This window comes from Streptomyces sp. S.PB5, from assembly GCF_030403745.1.
Classification (GTDB): Bacteria; Actinomycetota; Actinomycetes; order Streptomycetales; family Streptomycetaceae; genus Streptomyces.
In genome coordinates this window covers 64,524-85,325 of sequence record NZ_JAQMWP010000019.1, presented here as the reverse complement: position 1 = coordinate 85,325, position 20,802 = coordinate 64,524, and the positions used below count along the sequence as shown (strand labels likewise).

Below are 20,802 nucleotides of genomic sequence, written 5' to 3'. Positions count from 1 at the left end.
GTCTCAGTCGGCGGCCGGCACCGGTTCCGGCTCGGCCGCCTGCTTCGCCGCCGTGGCCTTGGCGGCCTTGCGCTTCAGCACCAGCATCGACGTGACGCCGATCAGCACCGCCAGCACCAGCCCCAGCCACGAGAACCGCTTCAGCCAGGACTCGGCGACCACACCCACGTAGTAGATGACCGCCGTCGTGCCGCCCGCCCAGAGGATGCCGCCCAGCACGTTGGCGATCAGGAACTTCCAGTACGGCATCCGCAGCACACCCGCGAGCGGGCCCGCGAAGATCCGCAGCAGGGCGACGAAGCGGCCGAAGAACACCGCCCACATGCCCCACTTCTCGAAGGACCGCTCCGCCGTGGCGATGTGCCCCTCGCTGAAGTGCTTCGGGAACTTCCTGCCCAGCCAGGCGAGCAGCGGCCGGCCGCCCTTGCGGCCGATCGCGTAGCCGATGGAGTCACCGATGATCGCACCCGCGGTGGCGCAGGCGCCGAGGACGAACGGGTCGATCTCGCCGTGCTGGGAGGCGAGCAGCGCGGAGGAGACGAGGATGATCTCGCCCGGCAGCGGGATGCCCAGGCTCTCCAGGCCGATGACCAGGCCCACCAGCAGATAGATGCTGACCGCGGGTACGGTCTCGAGCCATTCCTGGACGTGCACCGCCGGTACCTCCCTGTGTCCCCGGGCGTGCGCGCCGGGCGGCGCGCACGCCCGGGAAGCCTACCGGGTCACCCGGACCGCACAGCGTCCCAGAGGTCGCACTGGTGTTCCGTGTGCACGGTCGTGCTCAGCGCGGTACCGCCCGCCGAGGCCGTCCGCAGGGAGAGCACGGTCCCCGTACCGCCGGGCATCGGGGGCTGACCCGACGCCCGCGGCACACCGCCGCGGATGAAGGACCCCCAGTACTGGACCATCTGCCGGGCCAGCACCCGCTGCTCGGCGTCGAGCGGGGACTCCAGGCCGAAGTGCTTGAACAGATACTGCACCTCGTTCACATGCGTCGCACCGAAGTCGAAGTCCGTCCCCAGATTGCGGAGCGAGGCGAACGGCGGGGAGGTGCGGTCGGCGAACTCGTACGTGTAGACCGGGCCGCGCCCGGCGAGCACCCCGTCGAGCCGCAGCGCGGTGCACGCGAAGAGCACGTCACCGAGGGCCGTGGAGTACGCGATCGTCGGGGACGGGTACGCGGAGAGCGGGTAGCGCCGCAGCACCTGCTCGCCGAACTCCTCCCGCATGATCGCCGGATACCGCTCGGCCGTGATCGGGTTGCCGGCGAGGTCGAAGGAGGCGAACCCGAAGAGCCGGCCCTCGTCCTGGTTGGCACCGTTCATCACCGGGACCCCGGCGGCGGCGCCCCGCGCGAGGGCGTCCGAGGGCTGCGAGGGCAGGAAGCGCCCGCCGGTCACCGGCCCCCAGTCGAACTCACCCTGTGCGGCCAGGACTTCGGCGGCCGGCTTCCCCCGCAGACACGCCACCGTCTCGCACCCGAGCCGCCGCGCGAACGCGGCCCCCTGGTCCACGGCCGCCTCATGGGTACGTGCCCGGCAGTCGCCGTACGCCCCGCTCTGCACGATGCCCGCCCGGAACAGGCCCTTCGCGGTCGGTGAGGCGAGCTGGGTGCAGACCGAGCGGCCGCCCGCCGACTCCCCCGCGATGGTGACGCGGCCCGGATCACCGCCGAAGCGGCCGATGTTGGCCCGTACCCAGCGCAGCGCGGCCTGCTGGTCGAGCATGCCGAAGTTGCCGGAGACCCGGTCGCGGGCCTCGTCGTCGAGTCCGGCGGTGGCGAGGAAGCCAATCGCGCCCAGGCGGTAGTTGACGGTGACCACGACGGTTCCGGTCTGACGGGCGAAGGTGTCCGGCACGACGTCCTGGCCGGCCCCGGCGGTGAGCCCGCCGCCGTGGAACCAGACCAGGACCGCCCGGCGTTCGGCGCCATGTGGGACGTACACATTGAGGTCGAGGCAGTCCTCGGTGTGCGAGGGCTGCTCGTATCCCGGGTCCCAACTCGGGCTCTGTACGCACTTGTTGCCGAAGTCCTGTGCGGTGCGCACCCCGTTCCAGGGCCGGACGGCCTTCGGCTCCTTCCAGCGGAGCTCGCCGACGGGCGGCTCGGCGTAGGGGATACCGAGGAACTGCCGTCCCTCGGCGGTGACTTCACCCCGTACGAGGCCCGCTTGCGTGCGGACCACGGGATCGTCCGCCCCGATGGCCTGAGCGGGTGCGGGTATCAGCAGCGCGGCCGCGAGTGCCGTCAGGGCGACGGCTGTTCGGCGTATCACTTGGTGACCTCCACGGTCGTCCGAAGTCGCAGGTCCCCCGCCGACGCCCCGATCCACACCGAGCGGCGGCCGGTGCCCAGCACCCAGTCGTGGCGCCTGGGGTCCCAGGAGGAGAGGGTGCGGGCGGAGATGTGCACGGTGATGCGCTTGCGCTCTCCCGGGCGGAGGCCGAGCCGCCGGTAGCCGCCCAACACCCTCACCGCCTGGTCGAGTTCGAGATCCGGCGAGCGTCCGACGTACACCTGCGGCACGGTGATCCCCTCGCGCCGGCCGGTGTTGCGGACGGCGAAGCTCACGGCGAGACCGCGTCGGCTCCAGCGCGCGGACACGTCGTCGTAGGCGAAGGACGTGTACGACAGGCCGTGCCCGAACGGGAACAGCGGCCGCACGTCCTCGGCGTCGTACCAGCGGTAGCCGGTGTGGATGCCCTCCGAGTACTCCTCGGTGCCGTCCACGCCGGGATAGCGCCGCGGGTCGCCGGCGACCGGGTGGTGGTCGTCGTCCACCGGGAAGGACTGGGTGAGGCGGCCGCCGGGGTCGGTGTCGCCGAACAGGACGGCGGCGGTGGCGCCCGCGCCCTCCTGGCCCGGGTAGTACATCTGGAGCACGGCCCCCGTGCGCTCCAGCCAGGGCATCGACGTCGACGACGAGGTGTTGAGGACGACGGTGGTGCGCGGGTTCGCCGCCGTGACCGCCTCGATGAGCTGCTCCTGGTGGCCGGGGAGGGCGATCGTGGTGCGGTCCTGGCCCTCGGTGGCGTCCTCGTAGGCGAACAGGACGACATGGCGTGCGGCCCTGGCCGCCCTCACCGCCTCGGCCACGTCCGCGGCCCGGGTCGCGGCGGTGACCCGGCGCAGCCGGAACAGCTGCCCGGCGTCACCGCCCGTCGCCGTGATCCTCAAGGTGTGCGCGCCCCCGGCCAGTCGGACGGTCCTGCGGCGCACGACCAGACCGTCGGGCGCGGCGGAGACCAGGCCGCCCGAGAAGTACTCGGCGTAGCCCGGCAGAAGCGGGAAGAGGTCCTCCCCGTCGAGGAGCACCTTGGGCCGGGACGGAGGTGCCCCGGTGTAGTGGACGACGAAGGTCCACTCCTCGTCGTCGGGGACGGTGAGCGTCCCGTCGTACGTCCATGTCCCGCCCGCGGCGACCTGGTGGCCCTCGGTGTCGAGGGCGGGGTCGAGGGCCGACGCGGGGATCGCCTTGCCGTAGAGGTCCTCGCCAAGGGCGTACGTCACCTCACGCGCGCGTGCCTTGATGGCGTCGAGGGGGCTGTCGGCATGATCGGGGACGACGTGGGCGCTGCCGCCGCCGCTGACGAAGGGCAGGGAACCGGTCGGGCCGATGACCGCGACGCTGCCGTCGGTGAGGGGCAGGGTGCGGTGTTCGTTGCGGAGCAGGGTCGCGCCCGCCTCGGCGACCTCGAGGGCGACGGCCGCGCCCGCCCGCGCGTCGCGCTCGGGGCGTGCGGGCGCGGTGCCGTCGAGGAGGCCGAAGCGGTCCATGACGGCCAGGACGCGGCGTACGGAGCGGTCGACGTGACGCTCGGGGACGCTGCGGTTCTGGACCGCCTTCTTCAGCGCCGCGCCGAAGTACGTGCCGTCGGGCATCTCCATGTCGAGGCCCGCGGCGAGGGCCTCGGCGGTGCTGTGGGCGGCGAACCAGTCAGTCATGACCCAGCCGTCGAAGCCCCAGCGTTCGCGCAGGATGCCGGTGAGGAGGGTCTTGTTCTCGCAGGCGTAGGTGCCGTTGACCTTGTTGTAGGCGCCCATGACCGCGCCGGCGCCGATGTCGACGGCCGCTTCGAAGCCGCGCAACTCGACCTCGTGCATGGTCTGTTCGTCGACGCGCACGTCGACCGACATGCGGTCCTTCTCCTGGTTGTTCATCGCGTAGTGCTTGACGGTCGCGATGAGCCCCTCGCCCTGGATGCCCTCGATCTCGGCGGCGACCAGGTCGGCGGAGAGCAGCGGGTCCTCGCTGAAGGTCTCGAAGTTGCGGCCCGCGTAGGGGGTGCGGATGAGGTTGACCATCGGGGAGAGCAGGATGTCCTGGCCGAGGGCGCGGCCCTCGTGGCCGATGACCCGGCCGTAGCGGCGGGCGAGGTCCGGGTCGAAGGCGGAGGCCAGCAGGACGGGGGCCGGGAGGGCGGTGGCGTGCCGGGTGACGCGGACCCCGGCGGGGCCGTCGGCGAGCCGCAGCGGGGGGATGCCGAGGCGTTCGACCCCGGGGACGTAGCCCGCCTGGCCGAGCGGGGCGGGGTCGGTGGCGCCGTGCAGGAGGGAGATCTTCTCGTCGAGGGTGAGCTTGGCGAGGAGGCCTTCGACGCGGGGGCCCGCGCCCCGGTCGGGTCTCGCCCGGGCGTGCGCGGCGGGTGTGATTCCGGTGGTCGCCGCCGTGGCGACGGCGATCGCTCCGCCCAGCAGCCGCAAGGTCGATCGCCGGGAGACGGTTTCGGGCATGTGCCGTCGCTCCTTCGGTCACGTTCGGTATCTGAACGCACTATGCGACGGACGAAATTGACAGCTCGTCAGAAACGCCCGGGCGCGGCGGGAAAACTACGACCGGAGGTGACTCGTGTCAATGATCTGAACAAGAAGCGGCCGGATGTCGAGCCGGATGTCGACAAGAACGGACGAGGGGCCGCCCGGGCGGGCGGCCCCTCACGTCAGCGAAGGACGGATTCGAGTGCGGTCACCACGCTGTCCACGACCGGGGCGACCGGGAGGACGTGTGTGTCCTCGGGATCGCTCTCGTGATCGACCTGCGCCACGCGCGGCTCGTACTGCTCCGGCTTCTCCGAGTCGTCCGACTCCCCCGGCGTGAGGTCGCCACCCGGCGCGTCGGAGCTCGGAGGCTCAGCGGTGGGCGGCTCCGAGGCGGAGTCGGGGAACCGGCGCTCCTCGCCTTTCCGCTCCCCCGGCTGCTCCTGCGCCGTCCCGCCCCGGTCTTCCGCCTCGCCCTTCTTCCGCGTCTCGGCCGTCGCCCCGCCCGCGACTTCGAGCACCCACCGCTGGTCCGCGGAGCCGTCCCGCTCGGCGACGACGACGTCCGCGCCCTCGCCCGGGGCGACGACGAGGTCCTTGTGCCAGCGGAGCAGAAGTTCGCCGTGGACGGTGAAGTCGTACTGGACCTCTCCGGTGTGCATCAGGCACCCGGTGAGCACGACCGAGCCGTCCTCGCTGTCGGAGTCGAGGCAGAGGGTGGGGTCGGCGAGGCTGCGGAGCAGGCCGTCGCCCCGGTACGACCACTGCTGGGACAGCGCGGAGGAGCAGGCCGCGAGGAAGGTCGCGGCGCCGGTCTCGGCCCTGCCGCCCCGCAGGTCAAGACAGCGATCGGCGGTATGGCTGCGCAGCCTGCCGTGGCCGAGTTCCACGGGGCCGCTCGCGGAGGCGGCGGGCTCCGATTCGAGGTCGGGCACCACGTCATGGCCGCTGGGCGCTCCCCAGGTGGCGCGCGGATCGGGGACACCGTTGTCATCGGACCAGCCCTTGGCCGCGAGGACGGTCGCGAGCAGCACGAGGGAGGTGAGGCCGACGACCAGGGCGGCCTTGCTTCGCCGCGTCGGCGCGGTGAGCCGGCGCGGCGGTGCGGGCCGGTGCCGGCCGCCGGTCCGCGGCCGGGCGCTCTGCGTCCGGTGTTCGCCGGCCCGGCCGGGCCGGGAGTCGAGATAGCGGCGGGCGCCCCAGCCGAGCACGGTCTCGGCGAGCAGGGTCTCCAGACCGCCCTCGAAATGGCTGAGCTGTTCGGCGGCGTGCCGGCAGTAGCGGCACGTCGCCAGATGGTGCTGGACATCGGGGAGCAGGGCGCCGCCGCGGCGAATCGGGACGTCGAGGAGCCGGTTGTAGAAGCGGCAGTCCTTGGAGGACGCGAGTTCCCGGTGGGCCCGGACGCAGCCCTCCCGGAATTGCTCCCGCGCCTGTTCCAGCGCGTCGGTCGCCTGGGCGATGTCGACGCCCAGCAGACCTGCCGGTACGGATATGGGTTCGGCCTCGACCTCGACATGCCACAGCAGACATTGGGAGGCCCCGGGAAGAGCCTGGAATGCGCGCTCGGCGAGCAGCCGCCTTTCGGAAGTGGCACCGCGTGCGACACGCAGCCCACGGCCGCCGGTCGTCTTGCCCAGTTCCGGCAGTACCGCGGAAATCCGGTTCTCCGCGGCCCACTCCCGCACCGTGTCCCGTACGGCGGCGAGGAGTTGGGGGCGGACCGCGCCGCCGCCGGCCCCGCCGAGCACCCGGTGGAAGGCCGCGGCGGCCACGAGTTCCGCGGAACTCGACGAAGAGGCGAGGCAGATGACCGCGTATTCGTGAGTCGCCCGCCAGTGCCGGGCGAGCAGGAGCGCGACCGCACGGTCGCCGCCCTCGGAGCCGCCCAATTGGGCGACGAGATTCCGGTCGGACTCTCCGGGACTCGCACCGGGGCGCGGCGGGTAGGGGGGTCTTGGGGGGTACGGGGATTGCACTGAACCATTTCCTTCCAAGCCGCTGGACGGCATGGCTAAAGCGCGTCCGTCGGAAAGCAGGTGCGTGATTGGTGCATACCTTTGCCGCACGTCAGTAACGGTGCGGTCACTCGGGGCGGTCACTTTCGCACAAGTGATTCACGGGAAACAAGAAGTTCGAGTGACCAAAGTTCAAAACGCGGCGAATTCAGATAAGTTACCGGCGGTATCCGCACCCGCATTCGAAATTAGAGGTCGACGGCCCTCAACTTGTGTGCGCCCCAAGACAGTTGACACACGAAATCTCCAACCTTGCCGCCCTGCACCAAGGCAGGACACACCGAGGCCCCGGCCGGAACCGGCCGGGGCCTGCACGGAGGGGATGCCGCTCAGCCGTTGGGGCGCAGCGTCCAGACGACGGTCATCTCACCGGTCACCGCACCGTCGGCACGCCGGATCTCGATCGCCACCGGGAACTCGGGGCGCTCCCCCGCATCCAGCTCGGCCACGACCTCGGCGGCCGGGCGGCCCAGCGTCGCGGTGGCCGTGACGGCACCCATCGCGAGCTTCTTGTACGCGATCTCCGCGCTCACCGCGAGCGGCACCGCGCGTGCGAGCTGATCCCCGAACGCGGCGAGGACGATCGCCCCGCTGGCGGACTCGCCGAGCGTGAACATCGCACCGGCGTGCGGTCCACCCACGTGGTTGTGATAGTCGCTCTGGTCCGGAAGGGCGACCACGGCCTTCTCCGGCGTGGTCTCCAGGAACTCGAGGTTCAGGGTCCGGGCCATGGGCACCGTGGCGGACAGCATCTCACCGATGGACATCTGGTCTGCGCTCATGACCGGCATGTTACCCACGAGTAGCCTCGCCTGACCAGGGCGGCGCCGTGGCCACCTCGCAGCCCTCCGGCGTCGCACGGAAGGACAAGTGCGACACCGACGGCAAGGCGACGACGTTCGCCTTCAAGAACGCCGAGGGCGACTTCGCCTCGTGGTCGTTCGTCGGCGCCAAGGGGGTCGGCGAGGAGGTACCGCAGGCCACGGTCGTGAAGATCCTGGAAACGGTGCGTGTGTTCACGCCCGAGGAGTCCTGACTTGCTACGTCCCTGACAAGGGCCGGTGACCGAATCGATGCACGGACGCCACTAAGGTGGCTGCCCATGTGGCCAGGACAGCAGCCGCCCGGGGGCGAGCAGAACCCGCAGGACCAGCACAACCCGTACCAGCAGCCGGGGTACCAGCAGCCGAATCCGTATCAGCAGCCCGGATATCAGCAGCCGAACCCTTATGGGCAGCAGCCGCAGTGGGACGTTCCGCAGCAGCCGCAGCCCGCCGGCGGTGGCGGAGGTGGTGGCAACCGTACGAAGGTGACGGCGATCGTCGCCGCCCTGGCCGTGGTCGCGGCCGCCGGTGTGACCGGCTTCCTGGTCCTGGGCGGTGACAACAAGGACGACGAGGCCGACGGCGGCTCGGGCAAGACCGGCCAGACGGCACCGGCGTCGAAGCCCGCCACCGACCCGTCCGCGTCGGCCTCCGGCTCGGACGACAATCCGCGGGGCGGCGAGGAAGAGAAGGCGACGATCGCGGGCTGGAAGGTCGTCATCAACCCCAAGTGGGGCACCGCCTTCGACGTCCCGGCGGACTGGCAGGTCGAGACGCCGGGCATGCTCATCGGCTTCGAGGACGCCAAGGGCAAGGCCGGCGACCCGCCGCTGATCACCATGTCCGCACCGGCGTACTTCAAGGAACAGTGGTGCACCGCCGACGACGACAAGGACGGCGACAAGGAGGACACCGCCCTCGCCGCCGCCGGCACCAAGGGCGCCAACGGCGCCAAGAGCGCCGACGAGGTCGCGCTCAACCAGGTCGCGTGGTGGGTGTACGGCGGTTACACGCAGCCGGACAAGAAGAGCATCACGGTCGACAAGACGGCGAAGCCCTTCACCACCACGTCCGGCGTCGAGGGCAGCGTCGCCTGGGCCCGCTCGAAGAACACGCCGCAGAAGGGCAAGTGCGCGAGCGACGGCAAGGCGGTCACCTTCGGGTTCAAGAACTCCAAGGGCGACTACGTGGCGTTCAACCTCTACGGCGCCACGGGGGTCTCCGACGAGCTCCCGGACGAGACGATCGACAAGATCCTCAGCACGGTCCGCCTGCACGGCGAGCCTACGGGCTGACCCCGGCGCCCCGGCCGGTCCCCCGCCCCTTCCCGGGCGCTCGGGGACCGGCCGGGGCCGTCTCAAAATGGTTTGGCAAGTCAGGGCGGGTGCGGGGATAGTCAGCCGGTGATCTCCCCCGACGCCCCCGTACGCCGTCGCAGACCCGACTGGGCCGGCCGCAACTACAGCCTGCTGACCGCCTCGGCGGTCGTCACCAACCTCGGCAGCCACGGCGCGCTGATCGCCGCCGCGTTCGCCGTCCTGGAGAGCGGCGGCGACGGCGGCGACGTGGGCCTCGTGGCCGCCGCGCGGACGCTGCCGCTGGTGGTGTTCCTGCTGATCGGCGGCGCGCTCGCGGACCGGCTGCCGCGGCACCGGGTGATGGTCGCGGCGAACGCCCTCAACTGCGTGTCGCAGGGCGCCTTCGCCGTCCTGGTCCTCGCCGGCGATCCGCAGCTGTGGCAGATGATGCTGCTGACCGCGCTCGGCGGCACCGGGCACGCGTTCTTCAGCCCGGCCGCCGAGGGCATGCTGATGTCCTCGGTCACGGGTGAGCAGGCGAGCCGGGCGTTCGCCGTCTTCCGTATGGCGATGCAGGGCGCCGCCCTCGGCGGGGCCGCGCTGGGCGGGGCGATGGTCGCCGCGATCGGCCCGGGCTGGGTCCTCGCGGCGGACGCGGCGGCCTTCGCGGTGGCCGGAGCGCTCCGCTCCTTCCTCGACGTCAGCCACATCCCGGCCCGCGCCCCGGGCGGCGGCATGCTCTCCGACCTCCGCGAGGGCTGGCAGGAGTTCAGCAGCCGCCCGTGGCTGTGGGGCATCGTCGTCCAGTTCTCGATCGCCAACGCGGTGGTCGGCGCGGCCGACGCGGTCTACGGTCCGCTGGTCGCCCGCGACCACCTGGGCGGCGCGGGCCCCTGGGGCCTGGCCCTCGGCTTCTTCGGCGCGGGCACGGTCGCCGGCGCCCTGCTGATGACCCGCTGGAAACCCCGCCGCCTGCTCCTGTGGGGCACCCTCTGCGTCTTCCCCCTGGCCCTGCCCTCGGCCGCCCTCGCGATCCCGGCCTCGGTCACGGTCCTGTGCGCGGTGATGTTCCTGACGGGTGTGACCCTGGAGGTCTTCGGCGTCTCCTGGATGACCGCCCTCCACCAGGAGATCCCGGAGGACAAGCTCTCCCGGGTGGCGGCGTACGACTGGTTCGGCTCCGTCGCGATGGTGCCCCTGGCGACCGCGCTGGCCGGCCCGGCCGAGTCGGCGTTCGGCCGCTCCAACGCCCTGTGGGGCTGCGCGACGCTGGTCGTGGTGGTCACGGCGGCGGTCCTGTGCGTACCGGACGTACGCAACCTCACGCGCAGGACCAAGCCGGTGGCCCGGTCCGCCCCCGAGCGCGACTCAGCCGATGCCGAACGCCCCGTCGGGGGGCTCGGGTGAGGGCACGGCGTCCTCGTCCCGCACGGGCCGCGCACCCGCGATGAACTTCCGCAGGGCCGCCCCGTGCTCGACCCGCGCCGGGAACGCGTCCGAGGCGGTGAGCCGGGCCAGCGCGACCACGTCGAACGGTTCGCGCGCGGCCACCACCACGGCGTTCCCGAACCGCCGCCCCCGCAGCACCCCGGGCTCGGCGATCAGCGCGAGGTCCTGGAACACCGTGCCCAGGTTGGCGAGTTGGGAGCGGAGGAAGTCGAAGGGCGCGGCATCGGCGAGGTTGGCCAGGTAGACGCCCCGGTCCCGCACCACCCGGTCGGCCGCCCGCGCGTACTCGACGGACGTGAGATGCGCGGGCACCCGGGACCCGCCGAACACATCGGCGACCAGCACATCGGCGGAGTCGGCGGGCGCCGCCTCCAGCCAGGCCCGCGCATCGGCCGCGTGCAGCGCGATCGAGGCCCCGTCCGGCAACGGCAGATGCTCCGCGACCATCTCCGCCAGCCCCTGATCGGCCTCCACGACGTCCTGCCGGGACCCGGGCCGGGTGACGGCGAGGTACCGGGGCAACGTGAGCGCACCCCCGCCGAGATGCACCACGTCGAGCGGCTCCCCCGGCTCCCCGACGGTGTCCAGGACATGCCCCAGCCGCCGCGCGTACTCGAACTCGAGATGCGCCGGCTCGTCGAGATCGACGTACGACTGGGGCGCCCCGTCGACGGTGAGCAGCCAGGCCCGGGGGCGGTCGACGTCGGGCATGAGCTTGGCGGTGCCGTGATCGACGTCGCGACTGACGGGTATGGGCTCGTTCACGGATCCATTGTGCGGTGCTTTTGAACGCCGGGATCCGGTGCGCCCCTGCAGGGGCGCGGGACTGCGTCCGTGCGCGGCGGAGCCGCACACGGCCCGCAGTCCCCCACTCACCGGACCCCCGTCACACGACGGCGGTCACGGTCCCCGCCCCGACAGTCCGCCCGCCCTCACGGATGGCGAACCCGAGCCCCGGCTCAAGCGGCACCTCCCGCCCCAGCTCGACGGTCATGGTGACCGTCTCCCCGGGCCGGGCGACCGCCGCCTCACCGAGGTCGATGTCCCCGACCACGTCCGCGGTCCGGATGTAGAACTGCGGCCGGTACCCGGTCGCGACCGGGGTCGTACGACCCCCTTCACGCGCCGACAGCACATACACCTGCGCCGAGAACCGCCGCCGAGGCTCGACGGACCCCGGCGCGGCCACCACATGCCCACGCCGTACGGCGTCCCGGGGCACCCCGCGCAACAGCAACGCCACGTTGTCCCCGGCCTGCGCCTCCTCCATGGGCTTGCCGAACGTCTCCACCCCGGTGACCACCGTGTCCACGGCGGCCCCGAGCACTTCGACCCGGTCGCCCACCTTCACGGTCCCCCGCTCGACCGCCCCGGTGACGACCGTCCCCCGGCCGGTGATGGTGAGCACGTTCTCGACGGACAGCAGGAACGGCGCGTCCAGGTACCGCTCCGGCATGGGCACATACGTGTCCACCGCGTCGAGCAGCGCCTCGATCGACGCCGTCCACCGGGGGTCCCCCTCCAGCGCCTTGAGCCCGGAGACCCGTACGACGGGTACGGAGTCCCCGCCGTATCCGTGAGAGGTGAGCAGGTCGCGGACCTCCAGCTCGACGAGGTCGATGAGCTCCTCGTCGCCGGCGTCGGCCTTGTTGAGCGCGACGACGATGTGGTCGACGCCCACCTGGCGGGCGAGCAGCACGTGTTCGGCGGTCTGCGGCATGATCCCGTCGAGCGCGGACACGACGAGGATCGCCCCGTCGAGCTGCGCGGCGCCGGTGACCATGTTCTTGACGTAGTCGGCGTGGCCCGGCATGTCCACGTGCGCGTAGTGCCGGGTGTCGGTCTCGTACTCGACGTGCGCGATGTTGATGGTGATGCCGCGCGCCGCCTCCTCCGGGGCCCGGTCGATGCGGTCGAACGGGACGAAGGTGCCGGCGCCGCGGTCGGCGAGGACCTTGGTGATCGCGGCGGTCAGGGTGGTCTTGCCGTGGTCGACGTGACCCATGGTGCCGATGTTCAGATGCGGTTTGGTGCGCACGTATGCCGTCTTGGGCATGGCTGTACCTCGAAGTCTCAAGCAGAGCGAAGAAGTCTCCGGGTGGGAGACGGGGACCCCGGGTACTCGCCGACCCTCCCCCTGCGGGGTCCGCCGGACAATCCGGAGAGGGTCAGCTTCGGGCGCCGTCGACAGCGGCCAGGAAGGTTTCGACGGCAGCCTTCGGCGCATCCGCGACTGCGGATGCTGCGAGGACGAAGGCGTACCGGAACATGACGCCGATCATTGCCGACGCGCCGCCCGGCGTCGAATGGTTTTCGGCGTACGGGACTTCAGGCGCCGATGTTCTTGAGCGCTTCCCGCACGGACAGCGGCGCGAAGCGTCCCTTCTCCTGTGCGAGGAACGCCCTTACGGCGTCCGGGTCGGTCTTGGCGTACTCCCGCAGCGCCCAGCCGATCGCCTTGCGGATGAAGAAGTCGGGGTGCCCGGACTGGCGTACGCAGTAGGCGAAGAGGCGCTCGGCGTCGGTGCGGTCCTTGTAGCGGAGCTGGTGGAGGAGTGCGGTGCGGGCGATCCAGAGGTCGTCGTCGACGATCCAGGCGTCCATGTCGGCCGTCAGGGCCGGGTCGGCGGCGACCAGCGGGCCGACGACGTGCGCGGCGAGCAGGTCGACGGTGTCCCACCAGGGGACGGTGGAGACGAGGTGCCGGGCCACCGGCAGGAAGCCGGACGAGAGCACGCGCGCGTGGCGGCGCAGAAAGTCGACGGCGAAGTACTGGTACTCGCGCTCGGGCAGCGCCCAGCAGCGCAACGCGATCGCGGTGCAGTCCGGCTCGGCTGGGCGGGGCGTGCCCTCCAGGACGGTCCGGGACAGGGCGCGGCGCACGGGGGTCGTGAGGCCGAGAAAGGGTGCCACGTCCTTCATGTACGCCCGCATGGGCGCGGCCCGCGCGGGGTCGGCGGCGGCGCCGTACATGGCCGTGAGCCGCTCCAGCACGGTGTCGGCAAGAGTGCTGCGCGGGACCGAGAGAGATCCCACACCTGTGACGCTCATGAGACGAACCATACGGCGATCACACACATCGGTCGGTTAGTGTCACCGGATGCTCGATGCCACCACCCGCTCTGGGGGCACCGCCACGGCCGCTCCCCCGGCCGCCGCCACGGAGCTCGCGCTCCCGGTCCCCGCGCCGGCCGGTCTCGCCGCCCGCTGCTCCAAAATGCTGCTCTCGCCCTGGTCGCGGCTGTCCCTGCTCGTCATGCTGCTCGCGGCGGCCGCGTCGACCGTGCTGCTCTTCGAGCCGCAGCGGCTGCTGGCGGAGGGCTGGCCACCGGAGCTCGGCGGTGCGGCCGCGGCGGTGGTCTTCGCGGTGGCGTACGGGCTGTGCGCGGTGGCGTTCGTCCCGCGCCCGCTGCTGAACCTGGCCGCGGGCGCCCTCTTCGGCTCGCAGCTGGGCCTCGCCTCGGCGCTGGCCGGCACGGTCCTCGGCGCCGGCCTCGCCTTCACCCTGGGCCGGGTACTGGGCCAGGACGCCCTCCGCCCGCTCCTGCGCGGCCGGCTGCTCCAGGGAGCGGACGGCCAGCTCAGCCGCCACGGCTTCCGCTCGATGCTGGCGATCCGCCTGTTCCCGGGTGTCCCCTTCGCAGCGGCCAACTATTGCGCGGCGGTCTCGAAGATGGGCTACCTGCCTTTCCTCCTGGCAACGGCACTGGGCTCGATCCCGAACACGGCCGCCTACGTCGTGGCCGGCGCCCGAGCCTCGGCTCCGACGTCCCCGGCGTTCCTGATCGCCATGGCGGCGATCGCGGTACCGGCGCTGGTGGGGGCGGTGGTGGCCTGGCGCAAGCGCCACCACCTCCGGGGCCGCTAGGTCAGACGCGCTCCAAGATCATCGCGTTGGCCAGTCCGCCCGCCTCGCACATCGTCTGCAGGGCATAGCGGGCGCCGCGTTCCCGCATCGCGTGCACCAGCGTCGTCGTCAGACGCGTGCCGCTCGCTCCGAGCGGGTGACCGATGGCGATCGCACCGCCGTGCACGTTCACCTTGGCCAGATCAGCGCCCGTCTCCTGCTGCCAGGCCAGCACCACACTCGAGAACGCCTCGTTGACCTCGAACAGGTCGATGTCCTCAAGGGTCAGCGAAGCCCTCCGCAACACTTTCTCCGTGGCCGGAATGACACCGGTGAGCATCAGCACCGGATCGGACCCCGTCACCGCGAAGCTGTGCAGCCGTGCCAGCGGCCGCAACCCCAGCCGGGCCGCGGTCTCACTCGACGTGATCAGCACGGCCGACGCCCCGTCGTTGATCGGACTCGCGTTGCCCGCCGTGACGTTCCACTCGATCTGCGGGAAGCGTTCGGCGAAGGCCGGGTCGTAGTACGCCGGCTTGAGCCCACCGAGAACCTCAGCCGTACTGGACGGCCGTACGCACTCGTCGCGCTCGACCCCCTCCAGCGGCGCGACCTCCGCATCGAACAGCCCCTTCTCCCACGCCTCGGCCGCCTTCCGGTGCGACGACACCGCGAAGGCGTCCATCTGCTCGCGCCCGATCGACCACTTCGCCGCGATGAGCTCGGCGCTGATGCCCTGCGGGACCAGCCCCTCCGGGTAGCGCTCGGCGACGCCGGGACCGAAGGGGTCCTTGCCGGGCGGCACGTTGGACCACATCGGCACACGGCTCATCGACTCGACACCGCAGGCCACGACGAGGTCGTACGCGCCGGCGATCACGCCCTGCGCCGCGAAGTGCACGGCCTGCTGGGAGGACCCGCACTGCCGGTCCACGGTGGTCGCGGGGACGGTCTCCGGGAAGCCCGCCGACAGCGCGGCGTAGCGGGTCGTGTTCATGGCCTGCTCGCCGACCTGGTCGACGGTGCCGCCGATGACGTCGTCGATGAGGGCGGGGTCGACTCCGGAGCGCTCGACGAGGGTGCGCAGGGTGTGGGCGAGGAGCTCGACGGGGTGCACGTGCGCGAGGGCGCCGTTCGGCTTGCCCTTGCCTATGGGGGTGCGTACGGCTTCGACGATCACTGCGTCACGCATGGAAGCGGCCTCCAGCCCTCAGGTAACCGGACCTACCAGTCAGTAGGAAATCCAAACTCACCATAGCCCTGCGGGTTGGAAAATCAAACCCTCCCTTAGAATTGCCGTCATGGCCGCCCCCAAAGACCCGCGCCCCTGTTCCGTCGCCGACACCCTGGCGCTCGTCGGCGAGAAGTACTCCCTCCTCGTCCTGCGCGAGGTCTGCCTCGGCAACGGTCGCTTCGACCAGCTGGTCCGCAACATCGGCGCCCCGCGCGACATCCTCGCCACCCGGCTGCGCCGGCTCGTCGACGCCGGGATCCTCACCAAGCGGGCCTACAGCGAGCGGCCGCAGCGCTTCGAGTACCGGCCGACCCGGGCGGGCCTCGAACTGGAGCCGGTGCTGATCACCCTCAAGGCCTGGGGCGACCGCCATCTTCGCGACGGCAACACCCCCATGGTGATCGAGCACGTCTGCGGCAACGAGCTGGTCCCGGTCGTCACCTGCGCGACATGCGGCGACGCGGTACGCCACGAGGACCTCACGGCCCATCCGCAGGTCCCCGGCTGGACGGTCGCGGGCCCGGCGGTGGCATGAGGCGGGCCGCAGGACTCAGGCGTGCGCGCGGCAGAACGCCCGTACCGCCCGGTTGAACTGCGCCGGCCGCTCCAGGTTGCTCACATGTCCCGCGCCCGGGATCACCACCAGCTCGGCCCCCGGAATCGCCTCACGGAAGGCATGGGCGACGCCCAGCGGTGAACGTGCGTCCAGCTCGCCCCACAGCAGCAGCGTCGGCACCTTGATGCCGGGCAGCAGGTCGTTCTGGTCGGTCTCGGCCATCATGGCGAGCTGCGCGCCGAGGGTCTCGGGCCGTACGTCGCGTGCCATCGCGTCGAGCAGCGGCACGTACTCGGCGGGCGGTTGCCCGGCGAACAGGCCCGGCAGCGTGGGGTCGAACTGCTCCCGGGGCAGGGCGAGCATCCGCTTCGTCCCCTCGACGCGGGCCGCCACCTCCTCCGGGGGCAGCGAGCCCTTCCAGCCGGCGTAGGTGTCGAACAGCAGCAGCGTCCTGACGACCGAGGGATGCCGGCGGTACAGCTCCAGCACGACCGTCCCGCCCCAGGAGAGCCCGCCGACGTGCGCCGGGCCGAGCCCCAGCTCCTCGATGAGCGCGGCGAGGGCATCGGCGTAGTCCGCGAGGCCGAAGCCGGGAGGGATGCCCGAGGAGCGACCGGACCCGGGTTCGTCCCAGGCCACGACCGTGAACTCGTCGGCCAGTCCGGTGAGTTGCGGCTGCCACATACGGGCGTATACGGCCGCGCCGTGCACCAGGACCAGCAGAGGTCCCTGGCCGACGCGGTCGTAAGCGATCTCCAGCCCGCCCACCTGCACCGTGGCCATGACTCCAGGCTAGACGCCCCGGCGTACGGTGTCCCGTCGACGGCGGCGCCGCTCAGCCGCCCCGGTAGACGTCCAGCCGCCCGCACATCCCGAACCTGCCGAGCTCCGAGGGCCGTTCCGACCGTACGACGGCGTCGGCGAGGTGGGAGAGGTCGCCCCGTTCGAGACGGTCCAGCTGCTCCCCCGTCGCCGCGGCGGCCGCCGCGGCGCCCCTGAGCCACCGCTCGCGCCACTCGGCGAGCCGGGGCCGTACGAGGGCGGCGGCCGCGCGATGGAAGTCGGCGAGCCCCTCGGGAGCCTCCCGCAGCGCCCGGTAGCCCTCCAGGGCGAGGTCCCGGCGGGACCGTGCGATGCGCTCCCGTTCCGCCTCCGGGGCGTCCGCGGGGATGACGGTCGCGGCGGCGTACGTCTCCGGGTCGGTCAGGTGCTCCGGCGGCAGCGTGAGCACCGCGTCGCCCGCCTCCGGCAGTCCGCTGTTCTGCATCAGGACGGTGATGCGCAGGTCGTCCTCGTTCACGAGGCGGTGGATGGTGCCCGGCGTGAACCGGGCAACCGTGCCGGGTACGAGGGGCGTGACCTCGTACCCGGACGTGGTGAGGGTCTGCACCGAACCCCGGCCGCCGGTGACGACGTACGCCTCCGAACAGGTCAGGTGCATATGGGGGGTTCCGCCGGAGACGCCGTCGGCGGCGGGCCAGTCGTACACGCACAGGTGCGACACGGCGACCCCGCCGGGCAGTCCCTCGAAGGCGGTCACCACGGGTGTGCCTGAAGGTACTTGGCGATCTCCTCCCGCTCCCAGGCGCCGTCGGCCACGACGACACGGTAGCGGCGGGTGAAGGTCTCGCCGGGGGCGAGTTCGAACTCCTCGTAGAAGGCCCAGGAAGGGGCCACTCCGGCGAACGGCTCGTTGCGGACGAACCAGTGGGCCGGGTGGGCGCCTTGAGTGCCGAGGTGGTCGTTCTCGGGGGCGTGCTCGAAGACGAGGGTGGCGTGGCCGTCGGTGCCGTCGTGCTCGCCGGAGAGGGCCAGCCAGGGGGCCTGCGCGCCGAGGAGGCCGGGGCCCTCGGCGTCCGGCGCGAGGATGCGGCCGTCCCGGAAGGCACGCGGGCCGCGCCAGAACAGGCCCGTGTATCCGGCGAGTTCGCGTCCGGCGGTGGTGGGGCTGCCGAAGACCAGCGGTTCGTCGCGCCGGTTGGTGATCGCGCTCGTCCAGGTCAGCGCCCAGGACCCGGACTCCTGGTCCACGTCGTGGATCTCGATCCGGCGCTCCTCGTCGGCCCACAGCTCGCCGCTGTACGGGTGCCAGGTGAGCCGCTCGGCGATGACGACCCGGTCGTCGTCCGCGGAGACCTCGTCGAAGCCGGCGTGCGCCATCGAGCCGACGCGCTCGGGGAGTTCGAGGTAGCCCTCGCCGTGCACGTACGAGTTGCCGCCCCACAGGTTGGCGCCCGACAGATGCGAGGCCGTCAGGGACAGGCCCTTGTGCCAGCGGTGGTCGTTGGGGCGGTAGTCGGTGACGAGGTCGCCGGCCAGGGTCCGCAGCGGGTGGATGTACGGCCTCGGGGCCTCCCAGGCCGCCTCCGGGCGGTACACGTAGGAGAGCAGCTCGACGCCGGTGACCGGATCGGTCACGGTGATGCGGTCGCCGTGCGCGTGGACGATGCGCAGTCCGGTCATACGGGCACCTCCTCGCCGGCGACGGGGGCCCAGCCGGGCGTGTTCCCGTGCATGGCCGTGTAGAACGGGTCGCCGGGGCCGATCTCACCCGCCTTGACCGTGACGTCGGTGAACGCCGACTTGTAGAGCGCGGCGATCAGCTCCAGGCTGCCACGGCCGTCGGCCCCGCTGCTCCTCGGCCGCTGCCCGGCGCGCATGCTCGCGATCAGCTCGCGCAGCTGCTCCAGGTGCGAGCTGGGCACGTCGGCGCCGAAGTCCCGCCAGGCGGCGGCCTCGGCGTCGGGCACGCCGGGTGCCGGGGTGATCGCCCAGTTGTCGTTGCTGTGGCCGTACAGATGGGTGAGTTCGACGGTCGCGCGCTCGCAGTCGATGCGGATGCGGCTGACCTCGTCGGGGCTCAGGACGCTGTTGACGACCGTCGCCATCGCGCCGTTCTCGAAGCGCAGCAGAGCGGTCGAGACGTCCTCGGTCTCCACGTCGTGCACCAGCCGCCCGGCCATGGCACGCACCTCGCTCCACGGGCCGAGGATGTCCAGGAGGAGGTCCATCTGGTGGATGCCGTGTCCCATCGCGGGGCCGCCGCCCTCGGTCGCCCAGCGGCCGCGCCAGGGCACGGCGTAGTAAGCGGTGTCGCGGTACCAGGTGGTCTGGCAGTGCGCGACGAGCGGGCGGCCCAGGGCCTTGCCGTCGAGCAGACGGCGGACGTGCCGGGTGCCTGAGCCGAAGCGGTGCTGGAAGACGATCGAGGCGTACGGGCCGCTCTCCGTGCCCTCCTCCGCCTCGACGGCGTCGAAGTCGGCGAGCGTCGGCACCGGCGGCTTCTCGCACCACACCCAGGCCCCGGCGCGCAGTGCCGCGACGGTCTGGTCGCGGTGCAGGGTCGGCGGGGTGCAGATGGTGACGAGGTCGGGGCGCTGCTCGCGCAGCATGCGGTCCAGGTCGGTGTAGGCGTGCGGGACACCGCCCGCGGCGCAGAACTCCTCGACGGCCCTGGCATCGATGTCAACCGCGGCGACCACCTCCACCTCACCCTCCTCGGCGAGGGCGGTGAGCGCGGTCAGATGCGATCCCCGGGCGATGGCGCCGGTGCCGATGACGGCCGCCCGGATGCGACGACCGTCGTAGGGAGTGGTGGGTGACATGGAAGCGATCAGCACTCCTCGGAGGTACAGCGGATGACGCCGGCACCTGCCACGGGAGCAGCAAGCGCTTTCTCTCCGCAGCAACCTAAGCGGCCGCCCCCTGGCCGGTCAACAGGTCCTACTCCCTGGTCACCGGCGGCTCCCGCGCCCCGCTCACCGGCACTCGGCGAGCACCCTGTGCCAGGGCTGTCATCCGGGGCCGCTAGGCTGCCCTCCACACCTGTGATCACCGTGCCCGGACGGCTCGGTGTGCCCGTCGACCCTCCTCCGATCAGCGCTTGGACTCCCTACCTTCATGTCTTGGTTTGAATCCTTCATCCTCGGACTCGTCCAGGGGCTGACCGAGTTCCTCCCCGTCTCCTCCAGCGCGCATCTGCGTCTGACGGCGGCCTTCGCCAAGTGGGACGACCCGGGCGCGGCCTTCACCGCCATCACGCAGATCGGCACCGAGGCCGCCGTCCTGATCTACTTCCGCAAGGACATCGGGCGGATCATCTCGGCGTGGACCAGATCGCTGTTCAACAAGGAGATGCGCAGCGACCACGACGCCCAGATGGGCTGGCTGGTGATCGTCGGCTCGATCCCGATCGGTGTGCTCGGCGTGACGCTGAAGGACCAGATCGAGGGGCCGTTCCGCGATCTGCGGATCACCGCGACGATGCTGATCGTGGTGGGCATCATCATCGGCATCGCCGACCGGCTGGCGGCCCGCGACGAGAGCGGCGGCAAGCACCGCGCGGCCAAGCAGCGCAAGTCCCTTGAGGACCTGGGCGTACGGGACGGTCTGATCTTCGGTATCTGCCAGGCCTGCGCGCTCATCCCGGGGGTCTCGCGCTCCGGCGCGACGATCAGCGGCGGCCTCTTCATGGGCTACAAGCGTGAGGCCGCGGCCCGTTACTCGTTCCTGCTCGCCATCCCCGCGGTGCTCGCGTCCGGGTTGTTCGAGACGAAGGACGCGCTGGAGGGCGGTCATGTCGACTGGGGGCCGACAATCTTCGCGACGATCATCGCGTTCGTCGTCGGCTACATCGTCATCGCGTGGTTCATGAAGTTCATCTCGACCAAGAGCTTCATGCCGTTCGTCTGGTACCGCATCGCGCTCGGCATCGTGATCATCCTGCTGGTGACCTTCGGCGGACTGAGCCCGCACGCGGCGGAGTCGGCGGGCTGACCACGGAAAGGGCGGGTGCAGACGCGGAGTCAACACGTTCG

At 71.7% G+C, this 20,802-nt stretch carries 18 protein-coding genes and 1 pseudogene; 6 read left to right on the top strand and 13 right to left on the bottom strand.

Annotated elements, in window-relative coordinates; translation table 11 throughout:
- Positions 1-3: 3 nt before the first annotated feature.
- The 5 genes from PH203_RS38465 to PH203_RS38445 form a co-directional block, all read right to left on the bottom strand.
- The gene (locus PH203_RS38465) at positions 4-654 is read right to left on the bottom strand and encodes a DedA family protein (RefSeq protein ID WP_289926374.1); all 651 of its coding nucleotides are present in this window, start codon (positions 652-654) and stop codon (positions 4-6) included.
- A gap of 68 nt (positions 655-722) precedes the next feature.
- A complete protein-coding gene (locus PH203_RS38460) occupies positions 723-2,276 on the bottom strand; it encodes a carboxylesterase family protein (protein ID WP_289926373.1) in 1,554 nt (517 codons plus the stop codon).
- Positions 2,273-4,735 (bottom strand): glycoside hydrolase family 3 N-terminal domain-containing protein, encoded by a 2,463-nt coding sequence (locus PH203_RS38455; RefSeq protein WP_289926371.1) that lies wholly within the window; start codon positions 4,733-4,735, stop codon positions 2,273-2,275. Before PH203_RS38455 ends, PH203_RS38460 begins: the two co-directional genes overlap by 4 nt.
- Positions 4,736-4,941: 206 nt before the next feature.
- A complete protein-coding gene (locus PH203_RS38450; RefSeq protein ID WP_289926369.1) occupies positions 4,942-6,771 on the bottom strand; it encodes an RICIN domain-containing protein in 1,830 nt (609 codons plus the stop codon).
- Between the two features lie 335 nt (positions 6,772-7,106).
- The gene (locus PH203_RS38445; protein WP_289926368.1) at positions 7,107-7,559 is read right to left on the bottom strand and encodes a DUF4442 domain-containing protein; all 453 of its coding nucleotides are present in this window, start codon (positions 7,557-7,559) and stop codon (positions 7,107-7,109) included.
- A 41-nt stretch (positions 7,560-7,600) separates the two neighbouring features.
- On the opposite strand from PH203_RS38445, the pseudogene PH203_RS38440 reads away from it, so the two are divergent.
- From PH203_RS38440 to PH203_RS38430, 3 genes and pseudogenes are all read left to right on the top strand, one after another.
- Positions 7,601-7,813 (top strand): annotated as a pseudogene (locus PH203_RS38440) (hypothetical protein); the annotation flags it as partial.
- A 66-nt stretch (positions 7,814-7,879) separates the two neighbouring features.
- Entirely contained in the window at positions 7,880-8,896 is a 1,017-nt protein-coding gene (locus PH203_RS38435) for a hypothetical protein (protein WP_289926366.1), read from the top strand.
- A 111-nt stretch (positions 8,897-9,007) separates the two neighbouring features.
- Positions 9,008-10,306, top strand: a complete 1,299-nt coding sequence (locus PH203_RS38430) for an MFS transporter (protein WP_289926562.1) — start codon at positions 9,008-9,010, stop codon at positions 10,304-10,306.
- Here PH203_RS38430 and PH203_RS38425 read toward each other — a convergent pair.
- The 3 genes from PH203_RS38425 to PH203_RS38415 form a co-directional block, all read right to left on the bottom strand.
- The gene (locus tag PH203_RS38425) at positions 10,268-11,113 is read right to left on the bottom strand and encodes a fused MFS/spermidine synthase (RefSeq protein WP_289926365.1); all 846 of its coding nucleotides are present in this window, start codon (positions 11,111-11,113) and stop codon (positions 10,268-10,270) included. The two genes, PH203_RS38430 and PH203_RS38425, sit on opposite strands and share 39 nt — an antisense overlap.
- Positions 11,114-11,234: 121 nt before the next feature.
- Positions 11,235-12,404 (bottom strand): elongation factor Tu, encoded by a 1,170-nt coding sequence (gene tuf, locus PH203_RS38420; RefSeq protein ID WP_289926363.1) that lies wholly within the window; start codon positions 12,402-12,404, stop codon positions 11,235-11,237.
- Between the two features lie 272 nt (positions 12,405-12,676).
- Positions 12,677-13,399, bottom strand: a complete 723-nt coding sequence (locus tag PH203_RS38415; RefSeq protein ID WP_289926362.1) for a DNA alkylation repair protein — start codon at positions 13,397-13,399, stop codon at positions 12,677-12,679.
- A gap of 49 nt (positions 13,400-13,448) precedes the next feature.
- Here PH203_RS38415 and PH203_RS38410 point away from each other — a divergent pair, with 49 nt between their 5' ends.
- A complete protein-coding gene (locus PH203_RS38410; protein ID WP_289926361.1) occupies positions 13,449-14,216 on the top strand; it encodes a TVP38/TMEM64 family protein in 768 nt (255 codons plus the stop codon).
- Position 14,217: 1 nt separating this feature from the next.
- Here the strand turns inward: PH203_RS38410 and PH203_RS38405 are convergent, their stop codons facing one another.
- Positions 14,218-15,387: a thiolase family protein gene (locus tag PH203_RS38405; protein ID WP_289926360.1), complete on the bottom strand. Its 1,170-nt coding sequence runs from the start codon at positions 15,385-15,387 to the stop codon at positions 14,218-14,220.
- Between the two features lie 109 nt (positions 15,388-15,496).
- Between PH203_RS38405 and PH203_RS38400 the strand changes: the two genes are divergently transcribed.
- The gene (locus PH203_RS38400; protein ID WP_289926359.1) at positions 15,497-15,964 is read left to right on the top strand and encodes a helix-turn-helix domain-containing protein; all 468 of its coding nucleotides are present in this window, start codon (positions 15,497-15,499) and stop codon (positions 15,962-15,964) included.
- A 15-nt stretch (positions 15,965-15,979) separates the two neighbouring features.
- Here PH203_RS38400 and PH203_RS38395 read toward each other — a convergent pair whose 3' ends face one another.
- Genes PH203_RS38395 through PH203_RS38380 form a run of 4 tightly spaced genes read right to left on the bottom strand, consistent with a single transcriptional unit; the run spans position 15,980 to position 19,590 of the window.
- Entirely contained in the window at positions 15,980-16,768 is a 789-nt protein-coding gene (locus tag PH203_RS38395) for an alpha/beta hydrolase (RefSeq protein WP_289926358.1), read from the bottom strand.
- Between the two features lie 52 nt (positions 16,769-16,820).
- On the bottom strand, positions 16,821-17,528 hold the full coding sequence (locus tag PH203_RS38390; RefSeq protein ID WP_289926357.1) for a cupin: 708 nt from the start codon (positions 17,526-17,528) through the stop codon (positions 16,821-16,823).
- Complete coding sequence (locus PH203_RS38385; RefSeq protein ID WP_289926356.1) at positions 17,522-18,448, bottom strand: PmoA family protein; 927 nt, start codon at positions 18,446-18,448, stop codon at positions 17,522-17,524. The genes PH203_RS38390 and PH203_RS38385 overlap by 7 nt, the downstream gene beginning before the upstream one ends.
- Positions 18,445-19,590 (bottom strand): Gfo/Idh/MocA family oxidoreductase, encoded by a 1,146-nt coding sequence (locus PH203_RS38380; protein ID WP_289926355.1) that lies wholly within the window; start codon positions 19,588-19,590, stop codon positions 18,445-18,447. Before PH203_RS38380 ends, PH203_RS38385 begins: the two co-directional genes overlap by 4 nt.
- Positions 19,591-19,885: 295 nt before the next feature.
- Between PH203_RS38380 and PH203_RS38375 the strand changes: the two genes are divergently transcribed.
- Entirely contained in the window at positions 19,886-20,761 is an 876-nt protein-coding gene (locus PH203_RS38375; protein ID WP_289926354.1) for an undecaprenyl-diphosphate phosphatase, read from the top strand.
- Positions 20,762-20,802: the final 41 nt, after the last annotated feature.

Bases quoted from the DNA above. Each gene is read 5' to 3' on its own strand.
- PH203_RS38455 (WP_289926371.1), bottom strand. From the start codon at position 4,735: ATGCCCGAAACCGTCTCCCGGCGATCGACCTTGCGGCTGCTGGGCGGA.
- PH203_RS38450 (WP_289926369.1), bottom strand. From the start codon at position 6,771: ATGCCGTCCAGCGGCTTGGAAGGAAATGGTTCAGTGCAATCCCCGTAC.
- PH203_RS38445 (WP_289926368.1), bottom strand. From the start codon at position 7,559: ATGAGCGCAGACCAGATGTCCATCGGTGAGATGCTGTCCGCCACGGTG.
- PH203_RS38435 (WP_289926366.1), top strand. From the start codon at position 7,880: ATGTGGCCAGGACAGCAGCCGCCCGGGGGCGAGCAGAACCCGCAGGAC.
- tuf (WP_289926363.1), bottom strand. From the start codon at position 12,404: ATGCCCAAGACGGCATACGTGCGCACCAAACCGCATCTGAACATCGGC.
- PH203_RS38415 (WP_289926362.1), bottom strand. From the start codon at position 13,399: ATGAGCGTCACAGGTGTGGGATCTCTCTCGGTCCCGCGCAGCACTCTT.
- PH203_RS38410 (WP_289926361.1), top strand. From the start codon at position 13,449: ATGCTCGATGCCACCACCCGCTCTGGGGGCACCGCCACGGCCGCTCCC.
- PH203_RS38405 (WP_289926360.1), bottom strand. From the start codon at position 15,387: ATGCGTGACGCAGTGATCGTCGAAGCCGTACGCACCCCCATAGGCAAG.
- PH203_RS38400 (WP_289926359.1), top strand. From the start codon at position 15,497: ATGGCCGCCCCCAAAGACCCGCGCCCCTGTTCCGTCGCCGACACCCTG.
- PH203_RS38395 (WP_289926358.1), bottom strand. From the start codon at position 16,768: ATGGCCACGGTGCAGGTGGGCGGGCTGGAGATCGCTTACGACCGCGTC.
- PH203_RS38385 (WP_289926356.1), bottom strand. From the start codon at position 18,448: ATGACCGGACTGCGCATCGTCCACGCGCACGGCGACCGCATCACCGTG.
- PH203_RS38380 (WP_289926355.1), bottom strand. From the start codon at position 19,590: ATGTCACCCACCACTCCCTACGACGGTCGTCGCATCCGGGCGGCCGTC.
- PH203_RS38375 (WP_289926354.1), top strand. From the start codon at position 19,886: ATGTCTTGGTTTGAATCCTTCATCCTCGGACTCGTCCAGGGGCTGACC.